This is a genomic window from Hoylesella nanceiensis DSM 19126 = JCM 15639 (genome assembly GCF_000379965.1).
Lineage (GTDB): Bacteria > Bacteroidota > Bacteroidia > Bacteroidales > Bacteroidaceae > Prevotella > Prevotella nanceiensis.
The window spans coordinates 133,875-150,052 of the sequence record NZ_KB904332.1 but is presented as its reverse complement, the minus strand read 5'-3'; the positions used below and the strand labels follow the sequence as shown (position 1 = coordinate 150,052).

Sequence of the window (16,178 nt, the reverse complement as noted above, 5' to 3'; positions counted from 1 at the left end):
TAACAGAAAAGAAAATGTTTAAAATAAGTAAAGTATTTACTCTTTCAGTCATTGCACTTGCCTTAATGGCGTGCAGTGACGAGAAAGGAACAGGCTGGACACCTGATATGATTCCTGAAGATGTTGTTGAAAACGACACAACTTCTGCAACAGATGCCAAACAAGCCCCTCTTTATTGGAGCGTATACGAATATGGTTTAACAGGAGAACTATCGCATACCAACTCTAATATGCCTTTAGAGACATGGAAAAAGAATATTGATTGGGTGTCAGAAAACCTTCGTCCTTCTGGTTATAATATGATTTGTACCGATGGATTCATGTCGATGACAAATGATCTTAACGTCAATGCACAAGGTTATATGACTCATTATGCAGGCATAAAACTAACCGATTTGGTGCAGATGTGTAAAGATAAAGGTTTGAAATTGGGTGTTTACGACAATCCATTGTGGGTTCATGCACCTTTAACAACCGTTATTGAAGGTACAAACAAAAGACTTTCAGACTTAGTTTACGACCCTGCAAAGGACAAAGTCATTAAACCTAACAGCACAGACTTATTCACTTGGATCGTTCCAAGCCATGCAGGTGCACGTGAATATATCGATGGCTTCTTTAAATACTACAAATCTATTGGTGTTGATTTCATTCGTATGGACTTTATGTGTCTATTTGAAACAGGTGATGGAGCAGGCGATATGCCAGGTAGAGGCTATGGAAGAGAAAACTATAAGTTGGCTCTTAAATATATTAATGAGGCAGCAAATAAATACAAAGTGTTCACTTCTATCGTAATGCCTAACATGTTTGACGATGGAGCAGCAGAGAAAACCACTAACAACATGGCACGTATCGTTTCTGATACCTACACAGGTGGTTGGGGACATGTGTCTTCTTGGTTGCGTGGACAAAAGCATTATGGTTGGCCAACCTTCCATAATCAGTTCGATGGATTCGTTTATTGGTCTAAGATAACAGGTAGAGGAAAGATCATTCCCGATGGAGATTTCACCCGTTTGAATCAGTTAAACAGCGCAGAAGAAAAGACTTTCGTTATTTCTTTGCAACTAATGGCAGGTGGTCCTATTGCTGTTGCCGACCAATATAACACTCTTGTGAATGGCGATTTGAAGTATTACACCAATAAAGAGATGCTTGCTCTCAACCAAGATAAGTTTGTAGGTAAACCTCTTGTAGGTGATATCACCAACGAAGAAAGTCAAATTTGGTATGGAAAGATGTCAAACGGCGATTATATCGTAGGTTTGTTCAATCGTGAAGACACACCAAAGGTGCGTGCAGTTGAATTCTCTCGCTTAGGAATTAGCGGTGCAATGAAGATTCGTGACTTGTGGAAACACACCGATGAAGGCGAAGATATCAGAGTAAGTGCAACCTTAGCACCTCACTCTTGTAAGATTGTTCGTCTTTCAAAAGCGGCTAATTAATATATAAGAACACCATAATAAAAATAGATTGTCTATGAAAACAATAATAAAGAATATGGTTCTTGGTTGCTTTGCGCTATCGCTTCTTCCTGCTATCACAGCATGTTCAGGCGATGAGTTGCCACAACCTATCAAGAAACCACGCACCATGTTAACTCTAACAACCGACTGGACAGGAGTTGATAAAGGTGAAAAGCCCAATAGCTATGTGGTGAATATCAACGAAAATCAATATACAGTAGAGAACGGAGACAATGTGTATGAGTTGAAAACCAACGAAAGCTACGCAATCAGTTCTTATACTTTTGCCGAGAACATCACCATAACCGACAGCATTGCAAAGGTTGGAACAAGTAAAACTGAAGTGTCTTCACCCACCGCAATCAATGGTCTTCCTGGCACATTATATGGTACTTACAGTAGAATAGATAACCTCGAAGGAGCTACTTCTTCACTTTCTTTGAAGATGAAGCAGTTAACACACGATTTAAACGTAACTATTTCGAACGATGTAAGTGTAAATAGTGGCTATGCAGTGTTGAATGGAGTGGCATCAAGTGTGAATCTTAAAACAGGCGAGAGCAGTGGTTCTGAAGATGCAGTAACCGAAGTTCGCATTGCAACCAACGCAAAAGGCGAGCAAGAGATAACTGTTCCTTTCCGTTTGTTGGGTCTTGATAAAAGTGCAACACACACGCTAACCATTTACTTGTCGCTTGCAGATGGAACCTCAAAAACCATCGTAACCGATTTAAGTTCATATCTTTCAAATTTCGGACAAACAACAGCTCCTCTAAATATTGCATCGGGTGTGGCTCTAAGTAGCATCATGTCAGGTGTTAATAATTGGCAAGTTGTGAATGCAGGAACCATAAAGTTATAAACAATCAAAGATAATGATGTTGCCTCGTGCTATGTTTTAGCAGGGCAACATCATCTTCAATAAAGTAGAGAAAATTTATTATTCAACTATAATACTAAACAACAATAACAATGAAACATTTTATTTACGCAGCACTTATTGGTGCAATGGGATTTGCTTCATGTGCTAACGACGATGTAGTGAGCAACAATCAAACTACTAATGGAGCCCTAAAAATCAATGCAGGTATTGCTCTTCACAAAGTAACACGTGCTTTTGACAATCAATGGAACAAGGGAGATGAAATTGGAGTTTATCTTCTTAACGCAGGAACAACCACAGTTAATGGCGACGTTAACTATCAATATAAAAGTAATATTGAAACTGAAACAGCTGAAGAAGGCAACTTTGCTCCTGTAAGTAAAAACGCTTTCCTTCCTTCTGATGGCTCTGCTGTAGACGTAGTGGCATACTATCCTTACACAACTGATATCGCAGATGGTGTACGTTCTATAAGTGTTGCCGACCAAAGTAACCAAGCTGCAATCGATCTTTTGCAGGCTAAGGCAACTAATGTTACACGTCTTAACCCAACTGCCAACCTCAGTTTCTCTCACAAACTAACCAAGTTGTATTTCACTTTCACCTCAACCAGTGGTGTGAATCTCGATAGAGTAACAGCAACTATCGGCAACCAACACACCAACATCAATTATAATGTATTGCAAGATGCTATCTCTTTGAAAGAAGGCGATGCAACTCAAGATATCACTTTGCGCAAAGGCGACAGCTATCTCGAAGCAATTGTTATTCCTAACACCGTTGATGGCAATGCAGCAGCAAACAGAACACTTACCTTTACCATTGGAGGTGAAGAATATAAAGCAACTCTTTCTTCTGCAACATCATTCGAAGCAGGAAAGAAATATATGTATAATGTAGAGTTTTCTCAAACAGGTGTCACTCTAACAGGCGCAGGCATCACTCCTTGGACCGAAGTTTCAAGCAACGAAACAGTGGTTGTTACTGGTGGAATTAAAGATGTTTATCTATTTGGTAACCCAACCAATTGGGACCACAGAGACAAACTTACTGCTAAAGGTAATGGCGTTTTCGAATGGAAAGGTAACATCTATAAAAACCAAGAGTTGAAGTTTACTCTTGAAGATAATGGTGATTACAACACTTATCAGTTAATGCCTAATGCTTCAGGACATGAGAATAAGACAATAGAAGAAGGCGAATCAACCTATTCTAAGGTGCTTTACAACGATGATAACGACAACAAATGGGTGGCTTCAAAGCACGGATATTACACCATTACAATTGATACTAAGACTTCAAAAATTAAGTTCGAACAAACAGAAGTGCCCGTTACTCAATTATATGGAGTGGGTGATGCACTTCCAAGTGGTTGGGATTTAGGTAACGCACCCAAGTTTACTCAAGACCCAACTAATGCTAAGATCTTTACATTAGATGTGACTTTGAAAGCTGGTTCGTTTAAACTTCCATTGTGGTTGAATAGTGGTTTCGAATGTGATTTCTTGATGCCAGAGAACGCTGACGCTCCTCTTACAGCAAGAAAGGTGGTTCGTCGCAACTATCCAAACACCTATGACGGTAACGATACCAAATGGAAAGTGGAAAGTTCTGAGGCTGGTGACTACACCATTACTGTGAACTTGGAAGATATGACCATGACCGCTGTAAAGAAAAACTAAGATTTTCTTATTTGAAAAAGTGATTTAATAGAATGTAGATGTGTGGTTATTAAGCAGCTAACACATCGGATAAAATCCTATACTTTTGCTCTTTGGTGTGGCAATTCGTTGCTCACTTGAAAGCATGGGTATAGGATTTTTCTTTTTGTCTTTATCTCTTTGATAATGAATGACTTCGCTCTTTCATTCTAAAAGCATTGCTATAGAGGCGTAATTTCATTGCTTTTGCCCTTTAAATGTAGTGCTTTTACTTATTAAAAGCAGTGCTTTCGTTTTCTAATTAAAAAGCAGATGTGGGGCGTGTATCGCTCTTTTCAAAATGAAAGAGTGAGGTGTTTAAGAAGAAAGGGAATGGAAAGGGGGAGAGAGAAGATTGAGAGAAAGACGGAACAACACCATAAAACAATAAAAAGACATAACGAATTATGCCTTTTTATCGTATTTTTTAATCACCTTAGTCACTACCTCAGCGCATTTTTCGTTGTTATATTCACGCTCAGCAAGAGCCCTTCCACGTGCTCCCATCGCTGCAGCTTCGGTCGGATTTTGGGTGATATATTCAATAGCTTTTGTCCAATTTTCTACATCATAGTAAGGAACAGAGATGCCACAGCCGTCTTTATCGAAGTCGATTGGTATCTGAGGGTTGCGACTACAGATAATAGGTAGACCCAAAGCAAGTGCTTCTACCACCGTAGTTAAGCCCACAGTGTATTTCGATTCTTGACAACATATCACCACACAATTGGCTTTGTTCACCTCAAGAGCAAGCTCATAGGGTGCCAAGCGGTTCCATTGATGCACCTTAATATTATCGTTCAGCGTTAAATTGGCAAACACCTTATTATAATTTACATCGCCATTTTGCTCGTTAATATAAATATCTAACGGGGCATTGGTAGCATTAAAGGCCTTGATAAGGGTGGGCATGTCTCGCAATTCCTTGCCTGTTGAAATGAAACCCGTTGTGCGTTGGGTTTGATGACGAATAGAATCGTAGAACTTTAGGTCGGCTCCCCAATGTCCTAAGTGCATCTTTTGAGGTGGATATTTGGCCGTTTTGCACGAGTCATTCACTAATTTTTGAGAGAAAAAGAACAGCTCGTCGAATCCTTTATAAAACAATTTACCCAACCACTCACGCCACTTTGAGGGCGATTTGATGATGGGTTGATGGTGCCAAACAATCACTGGCTTGCGAAAAAGATGAAGAGCTCGCAAGAAAACAATTAGTTCTAATCCACGATAGTGTGTTGCATAAACGGCATCGAACGATTCTTTGCAAGTGAGTATGCGCCATGTGGTGCGCAACATCATCTTCCAACGACTCTGGTTGAGCTTGCTTTTATGCCACACAACATCAACTCCGTGCTTTGAAAAGAGCGTTGCGCCATATAAAAAATGTGGTGGAAACTCTTGCTTTTCAATCTGTTGCAGAATGTGTTGAATGTCTTGTGTGTGATAGAAATATACCTTCATATTTGCAAAAGTACTTAAAAAACAGAACAATAGACACAAAACACGCCTTTTTATTCATTCTAATGGCTTGAAAGAGCGAATAAATGGCATGGCAAATACTTTCTTCTTGAGGGTAAGAGTGGGCGAGGAGCATCTTCTTAAAATGCTCTTTTTACTCTATTAAGGATACGAAAAACATGGTTTTTGAAATTAATTCTAACTGAAAGAGCCACTAATTATTGAATTGTTTTTATCTTTGCAATTTGTTATAGTTTAGATAAATGGCAACATTAAAAGAGAAAACAACTAAAGGTTTGTTATGGGGCGGTATGAATAATGCCGTTCAACAGCTCGTAGGAGTAATCTTCGGAATAATCTTAGGCAGAATTCTTTTTACCGAAGACTATGGCATGATAGCAATGATTAGCGTCTTTTCGCTCATTGCAACCACGCTACAAAATAGTGGATTCACCACTGCTATTGCCAATCTTAAAGCCCCAACGTCGGCTCACTACAATGCTGTTTTCTGGTTTAACATCATTATGGGCGTTTCGCTTTATCTGTTGTTGTTTTTCTGTGCGCCTCTTATTGGCGACTACTATCACAACGACAAGCTTGTTCCTTTATGTAGATATGCTTTTTTAAGTATTGTTATTGCATCGTTTGGAACGGCTCAATCGGCTTTCCTTTTTAAGAATATGATGGCCGAACAGCAGGCTAAAGCAGGAATGATTGCAGTGCTGTTGTCGAGCATAACGGGTGTGGTGATGGCCTATAATGGCATGGCCTATTGGTCGTTAGCAACGCAAGGACTGGTTTATGTGCTGATGAATACGCTCATTGTGTGGTACTTTTCGCCTTGGAGACCAACGTGGAAGAACATCAATTTTTCGCCACTTCGCAGTATGTTTAAATTCTCTTTTAAAATACTTGCAACCTCTATCACCACGCATGTCAATAATAATATCTTGAATATCGTGCTTGGTCACTATTTTAGTACACACGCAGTGGGTATCTACAACCAAGCTTATCAATGGAATTCGAAGTGTTTTATGTTGGCACAAAACATGGTGAACCAAGTGGCTCAGCCCATGCTTGTTGACCTAAAAGACGACGAAAGCCGCCAAATATTTGCCTTTCGTAAACTGATGCGCTTCACTTCTTTTGTGTCGTTTCCATTGCTTTTGGGTTTTGGAATGGTGGCAAAAGAGTTTATTCTGGTGTCAATTAAGGCTAAATGGCTCGAAAGTGCCGAGCTAATTCAAATCCTTTGCTTTAGCGGAGCCACTATTCCTTTGTCAACTTTGTTGTCGAACATGATTATCAGTAAGGGCAAATCGAATATCTATTTCTATTGCACTTTTGGCTTAGGAGTGGTTCAAATCATCATGATGAGCTTGCTTTGGGTGTATGGAATACGTGTAATGGTGATTGCATATACCTTATTAAACATCGCATGGTTATTTGTTTGGTTCTTCTTTACCAATCGTTTAACTAGCTATTCGCTTTGGAACTTCTTGAAAGATGTGGTGCCCTTTGGCGCAACGGCATTGGTTATGGCTGTTATTGCCTATTGTTTAACCGTCTCATTGCACAATCCTTGGTTGCTCATTGTAAGTAGATTGGCTATTGCATGCACTCTTTATGTGGTGGCATTGAAGCTGATGCACGCTCAAATATTGAACGAGAGCATAGCATTTCTTCGCTCAAAAATATTGAAAAAGTAATTCTATAAGAATCGATGAAACGTACCTATACAAAAGAAGAACTGCAGGCTTTGCACCGAGAATTATACGACATTCTTCGTGAAACGATAAGGGTTTGCGAAGAACACGATATTCGCTACTTCCTAATAGGAGGCACAGCGATAGGTGCTTTGTATGATCAAGCGATCCTTCCGTGGGACGATGACATCGATATTGGTATGACTCGTGACCAATATAACAGGTTCTTAGAGGTGGCTCCCACTGCTCTTGGCGAACAATATTTCTTGTCTTATTATGAAACAGACCCCAAAACGCCTTACTACTTTGCAAAAGTGAGGAAAAATGGAACGCTTTTTAAAGAGGAAACGTTTAGCGAAATAGCCATGCATCAGGGTATCTTTATCGATGTATTTCCATTTGATAAAATTCCTGATAATGCCCTAATGCAAAAGGCGCATCGTGGAGTTGTGAACTTCTTAAAATGCTGCTTGTTAGGAACAGAGATATGGATGTGGAAATATTTCGGTACTCCTAAGGTGCCAAACCCCAGTAATCGCAATCTTTTAGCGTGTTTTTTAACTCGTGTGGTATGCTCTCTTGTGCCTAAAAAATACATCTATAAGGCTATGGTAAAGGCTCAAAGTGCTTTTAATGGCAGTTGTGCTACCTATTATAATAATACCACCACGAAGACAGATAAAATCAAAGTGCAGGCAACTACCGATTTGGTAAAGGTTCCTTTTGGTCCTTTAAAGGCTGCAGTGACACGAGAATTAGAACATTTTTTACGTTTTAATTTTCCTAAATTACATCGCTTTAACGAAGCAGAACAGGCTCAAATAAGTAATCATTGTCCTCAAAAATTGGTGTTTTCTCCTAACAATGAGGAACTACCTGTAAAGTAATATTCTATAAAAGACATATCTTAAATTTGGTTATTCGTTACTAATTTGCTAATTTTGTACGAATTATATACTTAAAACAACAGATAAATGACATCCATTACAATAAAGAAGGTTGAAACAAAAGAAGATCTTAAAGCCTTCATTGAATTTCATTATGACCTCTATGAGGGCAATGAATATGACGTACCCAATCTATATAGCGATGAAGTAAACACTCTAAGTAAAGATAAAAACGCAGCATTTGATTTCTGTGTAGCAGACTATTATCTTGCAATTCGTGATAACAAGGTTGTAGGAAGGGTTGCTGCCATTATCAATAACAAAGCAAATGAGAAGTGGGATCAAAAGCGAGTGAGATTCGGTTGGATTGATTTTATTGAAGATAAAGAGGTTCTTGAGGCTCTATTAAAAGCGGTAGAAGACTTTGGTAAGGCGCATGGTATGAACGAAATTGTTGGTCCTTTGGGTTTCACTGATATGGATCCAGAAGGTATGTTGACATGGGGTTTCGACCAATTAGGAACAATGCCAACCATATATAACTACGATTACTACCCAAGACTATTGGAAAGCCTTCCCGGTTACGAAGTAGATAATAAGTATGTAGAGTACAAACTCTTTGTACCTGATACGGTTCCAGAGAAGTATGCCAAGATAGCTGAGATGATTCAGAATCGTTATAACCTTCGAATTAAAAAGCTAACGAAGAAAGATATCTTTGAAGGTGGATACGGAAAGAAAATCTTTGAGTTGATTAACTCAACCTATAAAGATCTTTATGGCTTCTCAGAATTGTCGGAAAAGCAAATCGATCAATATATAAATATGTATTTCCCATTTGCCGATTTAAGTCTTATTACCCTCGTAGAAGATGCTTCTGCGGATAATAAACTTGTGGGAATTGGAATTACATTACCTTCTCTTTCAGAGGCATTGCAGAAATGTAAGAAGGGAAGACTGTTCCCATTTGGTTGGTTCCACTTACTAAGAGCAATTAAATTCCATAAGACTAAGATTGTAGACTTATTGTTAATAGGAGTGCTTCCAGAGTATAGAATGAAGGGAGTTAACGCCCTTATATTTGCCGATCTCATTCCAAGATACCAAGCATACGGCTTTGAATGGGGTGAAACACAAGTGGAAATGGAAACCAATACCAATGTGCAAAGCCAATGGGAGACCCTCAATCCTGTTATGCATAAACGTAGAAACTGCTATAAAAAGGTATTAAATGCAGAGTGATAAGGAAAATATTAAAGACAATATCAGCATGGTAGAGCAAGTAAAATATACCGATGACAACATCAGACACTTATCGGACATGGAGCATGTACGCACCCGTCCCGGTATGTATATTGGTAGATTGGGTGACGGTTCGTTACCTGAAGACGGTATATATGTATTACTTAAGGAAGTCGTTGATAACTCAATCGACGAGTTCAAGATGGATGCTGGTCGTCGAATAGAAATAGATATCACAGAAAATGCAAGCGTTTCGGTTAGAGACTACGGCCGAGGTATCCCCCAAGGAAAGCTAATCGAAGCCGTAAGTGTATTGAATACAGGTGGAAAATACGACTCAAAGGCCTTTAAAAAGAGTGTAGGACTGAACGGAGTCGGTATAAAAGCGGTCAATGCGCTTAGCAAACGCTTTGAAGTTCGTTCGTATAGAGATGGCAAAGTGCGTACAGCGATATTCGAAAGAGGTATTCTTCAAAGCGATAAAACTACTAAAACTACAGACGAAAACGGAACTTTTATATTCTTTGAACCCGATAATCAACTGTTTCTTAATTATCGTTTTCACGACGATATCATTGAAACAATGTTGAGAAACTATACCTATCTCAATACAGGACTTACCATAATGTATAATGGAAGACGCATAATGAGTCGCAATGGACTTGCAGATCTTCTTACAGATACAATGACTACAGATGGTCTTTATCCCATTATACACATCATTGGCGAAGATATTGAGATCGCATTTACCCATACTAACCAGTATGGAGAGGAGTATCACTCGTTCGTTAACGGACAACATACAACCCAAGGAGGTACTCATCAAACAGCATTTAAAGAGCATATTGCAAAGACCATCAAAGAGTTTTCGGGTAAAAACTTTGAATATGGTGATATAAGAAACGGCTTAGTGGCAGCCATTGCCATTAATGTTGAAGAGCCAATGTTCGAAAGTCAGACCAAAATTAAATTGGGTTCGACAACCATGAGCCCTAATGATGGTGTGAGCATCAATAAATATATTGGTGATTTTGTTAAGACAGAAGTAGACAATTATCTGCATAAACACGCCGATATTGCCGAAACAATGCTTGCAAAGATACAAGAAAGCGAGCGTGAACGCAAGTCAATGGCGGGCGTAACAAAGCTTGCAAGGGAGCGAGCAAAGAAGGCAAATCTACACAATCGCAAGCTTCGTGACTGCCGAATTCATTATAGTGATGGCAAAAACAACGATAAAGAGAAAAGCTGTATCTTTATAACTGAGGGAGATTCTGCGAGTGGAAGTATCACAAAAAGCCGTGATGTCAATACTCAAGCGGTATTCTCTTTGCGTGGAAAGCCCCTTAACTCGTTTGGATTAACCAAGAAAGTGGTTTACGAAAACGAAGAGTTTAACTTGCTACAAGCGGCTCTTGATATTGAAGAAGGGCTCGATTCTCTTCGCTATAACAAAGTTATTGTGGCTACCGATGCTGATGTTGACGGTATGCATATCAGGCTTTTAATCATCACATTCTTCTTACAATTCTTCCCAGAGTTGATCAAAAAAGGACACGTTTACGTGTTACAAACTCCCTTATTCCGTGTTAGAAACAAGAAGAGTAAGATTAAAAATAAAGCCGTTTTAGAAGAAAATGGCGACAAACAAAAGAAAGGTGACAAGAAAAACGACTTCATAACACGTTATTGTTACACTGAAGAAGAGCGCATAAAGGCGATAGAAGAGCTTGGACCTTCACCCGAAATCACTCGATTTAAAGGTCTTGGTGAGATCTCACCAGATGAGTTTGCGCACTTTATTGGCCCTGAAATGCGCCTCGAACAGGTAACTCTTCACAAGACAGATCAAGTACAAAAGCTTTTAGAATACTACATGGGAAAGAACACAATGGAGCGTCAAAACTTCATTATCGATAATCTTTTGGTTGAAGAAGATGTAGTAGACGAGGACAAAGAGGCATAAAACAAGACTCGAAGTTGTGCTCATTAAGAACTTTAAAGCAAAAGAATAGAAAAGAAATATAGACGAACTCGCTATCGAAAGGAACGATAGTGGGTTCGTTTTTTTTATGCCCCTATATAATAATAGGAGTAGATGTGCTTTCAAATTTTTACTCCTTAGCGAAAGCAACACTCTGCAACCGCCCTAAATACTTCAAGAAAGTAACTTGCAATAGCAATGTTATTACAATCTAAAAGCAATGGAATTGCAAGGCAAAAGCAGTGCTTTTATCACTCAATATCAATGCTATTCTTATTTCTTTTTATCAAATTCACTCTAAAAATAGATGGAGATTTGCATAAAAAGATGTATTTTTGAGCGGCAAAAGAAATAGAGGAATAAATAAAAATCAACATTTTTAATTCTTTAACAGTTTTCTTTTAGCGGAAAATCAAATAGCTACGTATAACAATAAAACAATCTATTGATATGGACAAACGCATACTTAAATATTTAGCAGGTGAACTATCGAAAGAAGAAAAAGAGCGTTTTGTGCATGATGTCAACACCAATGAGTTGTTAAGACAAGATGTAGAAAGCGCAATGAAGATGGAGGCATTGATGAACATGGCTCCTCGTTCTACCGATAAAAACGTTCAATACACTTCGTTTCGAGGTGCAAACACTAAAGAAGCAGCAAGATATCCTGAAATAAAAAAGACCAATTGGTGGCGTTATGCTGCTGCGGTTTTGTTCTGTTTCATGATGGCTTATGTTTATTGGACAAAGACAACGCCTACCAAAATGCAAGTGGCGATGCAGACATTAACCATACCCGTAGGGCAAAGAGCGCAACTTGTTTTGCCAGATGGCACAGAAGTGTGGGCGAATTCGGGTTCAAAAATAACCTACCCTTCGGTGTTTGGCGACGAACGCAACGTGAAATTAGAGGGCGAAGCCTTGTTTTATGTGGCAAAAGACGACAAGCATCCGTTCATCGTTACAGCGAATAATTATTGTGTGAAGGCACTCGGAACCACCTTCAATGTAGAGGCTTACAAAGAAAATTCAAGCATAGTTACATTGCTCGAAGGCTCTGTTAAGGTGTATGAAGCGAACAAAGAAGAGAATGGAGTGGTGCTTCAACCTCATTATAAGTTAGTTTGCAACGGACCATTGATGTCTGTTGAGGCTGCAAGTAATGATGTGATAGAATGGAAAGACGGTATGATTGTCTTTACAAAGCAGTCGATGGCAGAGATTATAGGCGTGCTTCAGAAGCGTTTCAACGTAACCATTAAGGTGAAGAACAATGCCATTAACAATTTCGTTTATAGCGGAAAGTTCCGTCAAGATGATGGAGTTGAAACCATACTCAATGTAATTAGTAGGGTACATCACTTCAAAATCGAACATCAAAAGGCACAACAAACCATCTATTTAAGTATGCCTTAGCCTCGACAAACCTTTATTCTCCTACCAGAACACCTACGAAATAAGAAAATATACCTAAACAAAAATATAACTAAAAAGATAAACAACTATGAGTGAACCAATGTGGGCGAAATGTGCTTTGCAAGCAACAAAACATTTCAATAAACCCTTTTTGTCATTGTTTTTGTTCTTTACGTTAGGCAATGCCACCGTGTTTGCACAACAGCAACAAGTGCGCTTGTCTTCAAAGACATTGACAGTGCAAAAAATGATGTCTGAAATTGAAAAGCAAACAGGCTTTTTGTTTGTTTATAGCGATGTGGATTTAAACATCCATCGTACAGTTTCTTTAGCGCAACAAAATGGTAGACTTGATCTTTTTCTTGAACAATTGGCTAAAGAAAACGGCTTGAAATACGAGCTAACACCAAACAAATATGTTATTCTTTCAAAGCAAGGCGAAACCTCTAAGGTAGTAACTAAGCTCACAGGACGTGTTACCGACACCAAAGGCGAACCCCTTATTGGTGCTACTATCGTGCAAAAAGGAACCCAAAATCGCACCATCACCGATGTAGATGGTAAGTTCTCGATGGATGCTCCAGTAGGAAGTACACTCGTTGTGTCGTACATTGGTTGGAGAGATAAAGAGCTAAAGGCTTCAAAAAATATGAGCATTGTGCTCCAAGACGACGTTGCAGCACTCGAAGAAGTGGTTGTTGTTGGTTATGGAACAATGAAGAAGAAGAACCTAACAGGAGCAGTGAGTGCAGTGAGTAGCACAACCATTAGCGACAGTCACGCCACTCATTTGTCTACAGCTTTGCAAGGAGCAACATCAGGTTTAACTGTAACTCGAAACGGAGGAGCACCTGAAAGTAATGCAACATTGCAAATTCGTGGTATCACTACCTTAAGTGATACAAGTCCATTGGTGATCATCGACGGAGTACCTGGTGATATTAATATGGTGAATCCCGATGATGTTGAAAATCTATCTGTATTGAAAGATGCAGCATCGGCAGCTATTTATGGTTCAAGAGCTGCTGCAGGTGTTGTGCTTATCACCACTAAACGTGCAAAAACAGACGACTTACAAATGTCGTATAACTTCGAGTTTGGATTCGATAAACCTACCACTATGCCTAAATATGTAGGCTGGAAACGTTTTATGGAGATGACCAACGAGTTGCGTTATAACGATAACCCACAAGGTGGAAAGTTCCAAACTTATGCAGAAGACCTCATTGCTAATTACCTACAAAACAATAAAACCAATCCCGATAAATATCCTATTACTAATTGGGAAGACGTTCTTTACAATAAAAACGTAAATCGTCAAACACACACATTCAGTTTAATGGGTGGTGGAAAGAAGGTGATGTCGAAAGCATCTTTCCGTTACGACAAGAGCGATGGTATGTATGTTAATCGCAACTACGAACGCTTTATGACTCGTTTAAACAACGACTTCTCATTAAATAAATACATCGAGGCACACTTAGATGCTAACTTTAGCTATTCACGTTTAAAGACTCCACATCACAATCCATTTGATGATGGTGGCCGAAATATTCCTCCTATCTATGCAGTTCATTGGCAAGATGGTCGTTATGGTGACGTGAAAGACGGCGAAAACATGCTTGCTAAGATTCAAGCAGGTGGCGTTGAAGCAACCAACAGATATGCTATTGGCGGTAAGGGAGAACTCAATATTAAGCCAATCGAAGGCTTAAAACTATCTTTAATTGCTTCTCCTAACTTCCGTTTCGACAACATCAAGAGCTTTGTTAAGCAAGTTCCTTATACCAATGCCGACGATCCTAACAAGGTGGTAGGCTACTTTGGTGGTCACTATGTAACCTCTTTAGAAGAAATAAGAAAGCAAGGTTACGACATAACAGCACAAGCTTTGGGTAATTATCACAAGACAATTGGTCTTCACGACATCTCTTTATTGTTAGGATACGAATATTTCTACATGAGAGAAGAAAAGATGTCGGGTAGCGGAAGCAACTATGAATTGATGGATTATCCATATCTTGACCTTGCACCAAGCGATCATCAAAAGGTGGGTGGTAATGCTCTTGAATATTCATATCGCTCATACTTCAGCAGAATTAACTACTCTTACGCTAATAAATACCTATTAGAATTGAACTTAAGACGTGACGGTTCTTCTCGATTTAATCGTGCAACACGTTGGGCTTCGTTCCCTTCTTTGTCGTTAGGTTGGGTTGTTTCAGAAGAAAACTTCATGAAACCATTGCGTTGGCTTAATCACTTCAAAGTGCGTTTGTCTACTGGTAAGTTAGGAAATGAGCGTATCGGAAGTTATTATCCTTATCAAGCTTCAATCGATTTCGGTAGAGCTTTGATGTATAATGCAGGTCAAACCATGTCTATCACCACTGCTGCTCAAGGCAAATATGCAGTGAAAGACATCACATGGGAAACCACTCAGAGCTGGGATATCGGTATTGATGCACGCTTCTTAAACAATCGTTTGAGCTTTACTTTCGACTATTATAAGAAGAATACCAAAGATATGTTGTTGGCATTGCAAATCCCTATCTTCATGGGATATGCTAATCCAGATGTCAATGCAGGTAAAATGCACACCAAAGGATTCGACCTTGACTTGTCTTGGCGTGACAAAATTGGCGAACTTCAATACAATGTAGCTTTCAACCTATCTGATTATAAATCGGTGATGGGCAACATGAATGGTACAGAATTTGTGGGAGCGCAAATCAATAGAGAAGGAAGTGAATTTAATCAATGGTATGGTTATCGTAGTAAAGGTATCTACCAAGACCAAACAACCTTAGATAATTCAGCTAAACTCAATAAGAATATTAAAGTAGGTGACGTTCAATACGAAGACGTTTCAGGTCCTAATGGAACAGCAGATGGCATCATCTCGGCTGAATATGACCGTGTTTTATTGAAGGGTTCACTACCTCATTTCTTGTATGGACTATCACTTGGCGCTGCATATAAAGGCTTCGACTTTAATGTTTCGTTCCAAGGTGTAGGCGAAAAGTGGAACAGAATGACCCCATCAATGGTGGAAGGTCTTCCAGGAAACTGGCTCAATTTCCCACAACTCATCGACGGTCAATATTGGAGTTCATATAACACAGACGAACAAAACAAGCAAATGAAGTATCCAAGACTCACTCGTTCTAATGCAGATACAAACTATTCAATGTCTGATCAATGGCTATATAATGGTTGGTATCTACGTTGTAAGAACATCACTCTTGGCTATTCTATTCCTAAGCACATTGTGAATCGCTTCTTTGTGAAGTCACTTCGTGTGTATGTTTCAGCGAATGATTTGTTCAGTTTCAATAACTGTCCAAAGGGATGGGACCCTGAAGTAGTAGACGCAGGCTATCCTATTATGCGTTCATTAATGTTCGGTTTAAATATTAACTTCTAGTGA

General features: G+C 39.1%; 10 protein-coding genes. 9 read left to right on the top strand and 1 reads right to left on the bottom strand.

The window, feature by feature from the left end:
* Positions 1–14: 14 nt before the first annotated feature.
* From A3GM_RS0108450 to A3GM_RS0108440, 3 genes are all read left to right on the top strand, one after another.
* Complete coding sequence (locus A3GM_RS0108450) at positions 15–1,451, top strand: alpha-galactosidase (protein WP_018362948.1); 1,437 nt, start codon at positions 15–17, stop codon at positions 1,449–1,451.
* Positions 1,452–1,485: 34 nt separating this feature from the next.
* Positions 1,486–2,334 (top strand): FimB/Mfa2 family fimbrial subunit, encoded by an 849-nt coding sequence (locus A3GM_RS0108445; protein ID WP_018362947.1) that lies wholly within the window; start codon positions 1,486–1,488, stop codon positions 2,332–2,334.
* 110 nt (positions 2,335–2,444) lie between these two features.
* Positions 2,445–4,037, top strand: a complete 1,593-nt coding sequence (locus tag A3GM_RS0108440; protein ID WP_018362946.1) for a fimbrillin family protein — start codon at positions 2,445–2,447, stop codon at positions 4,035–4,037.
* Between the two features lie 423 nt (positions 4,038–4,460).
* Here the strand turns inward: A3GM_RS0108440 and A3GM_RS0108435 are convergent, their stop codons facing one another.
* Positions 4,461–5,516, bottom strand: coding sequence for a glycosyltransferase (locus tag A3GM_RS0108435; RefSeq protein ID WP_018362945.1), 1,056 nt, complete (start codon positions 5,514–5,516; stop codon positions 4,461–4,463).
* A gap of 260 nt (positions 5,517–5,776) precedes the next feature.
* On the opposite strand from A3GM_RS0108435, the gene A3GM_RS0108430 reads away from it, so the two are divergent.
* The 6 genes from A3GM_RS0108430 (at position 5,777) to A3GM_RS0108405 (ending at position 16,175) form a co-directional block, all read left to right on the top strand.
* A complete protein-coding gene (locus A3GM_RS0108430) occupies positions 5,777–7,222 on the top strand; it encodes a lipopolysaccharide biosynthesis protein (RefSeq protein ID WP_025829954.1) in 1,446 nt (481 codons plus the stop codon).
* A gap of 14 nt (positions 7,223–7,236) precedes the next feature.
* Positions 7,237–8,106 (top strand): LicD family protein, encoded by an 870-nt coding sequence (locus A3GM_RS0108425; protein ID WP_018362943.1) that lies wholly within the window; start codon positions 7,237–7,239, stop codon positions 8,104–8,106.
* A gap of 87 nt (positions 8,107–8,193) precedes the next feature.
* On the top strand, positions 8,194–9,348 hold the full coding sequence (locus A3GM_RS0108420; RefSeq protein ID WP_018362942.1) for a hypothetical protein: 1,155 nt from the start codon (positions 8,194–8,196) through the stop codon (positions 9,346–9,348).
* Complete coding sequence (locus A3GM_RS0108415) at positions 9,338–11,314, top strand: DNA topoisomerase IV subunit B (protein WP_018362941.1); 1,977 nt, start codon at positions 9,338–9,340, stop codon at positions 11,312–11,314. Before A3GM_RS0108420 ends, A3GM_RS0108415 begins: the two co-directional genes overlap by 11 nt.
* Positions 11,315–11,782: 468 nt before the next feature.
* On the top strand, positions 11,783–12,748 hold the full coding sequence (locus tag A3GM_RS0108410) for a FecR family protein (RefSeq protein ID WP_018362940.1): 966 nt from the start codon (positions 11,783–11,785) through the stop codon (positions 12,746–12,748).
* Positions 12,749–12,836: 88 nt separating this feature from the next.
* Positions 12,837–16,175 carry a TonB-dependent receptor gene (locus A3GM_RS0108405; RefSeq protein ID WP_018362939.1) on the top strand — a complete coding sequence of 1,113 codons (3,339 nt, stop codon included), beginning with the start codon at positions 12,837–12,839 and terminating at the stop codon, positions 16,173–16,175.
* Positions 16,176–16,178 lie beyond the last annotated feature (3 nt).

Coding starts and splice junctions, on each gene's coding strand:
- A3GM_RS0108410 (WP_018362940.1), top strand. CDS start 11,783: ATGGACAAACGCATACTTAAATATTTAGCAGGTGAACTATCGAAAGAA.
- A3GM_RS0108445 (WP_018362947.1), top strand. CDS start 1,486: ATGAAAACAATAATAAAGAATATGGTTCTTGGTTGCTTTGCGCTATCG.
- A3GM_RS0108415 (WP_018362941.1), top strand. CDS start 9,338: ATGCAGAGTGATAAGGAAAATATTAAAGACAATATCAGCATGGTAGAG.
- A3GM_RS0108440 (WP_018362946.1), top strand. CDS start 2,445: ATGAAACATTTTATTTACGCAGCACTTATTGGTGCAATGGGATTTGCT.
- A3GM_RS0108435 (WP_018362945.1), bottom strand. CDS start 5,516: ATGAAGGTATATTTCTATCACACACAAGACATTCAACACATTCTGCAA.
- A3GM_RS0108405 (WP_018362939.1), top strand. CDS start 12,837: ATGAGTGAACCAATGTGGGCGAAATGTGCTTTGCAAGCAACAAAACAT.
- A3GM_RS0108450 (WP_018362948.1), top strand. CDS start 15: ATGTTTAAAATAAGTAAAGTATTTACTCTTTCAGTCATTGCACTTGCC.
- A3GM_RS0108430 (WP_025829954.1), top strand. CDS start 5,777: ATGGCAACATTAAAAGAGAAAACAACTAAAGGTTTGTTATGGGGCGGT.
- A3GM_RS0108425 (WP_018362943.1), top strand. CDS start 7,237: ATGAAACGTACCTATACAAAAGAAGAACTGCAGGCTTTGCACCGAGAA.
- A3GM_RS0108420 (WP_018362942.1), top strand. CDS start 8,194: ATGACATCCATTACAATAAAGAAGGTTGAAACAAAAGAAGATCTTAAA.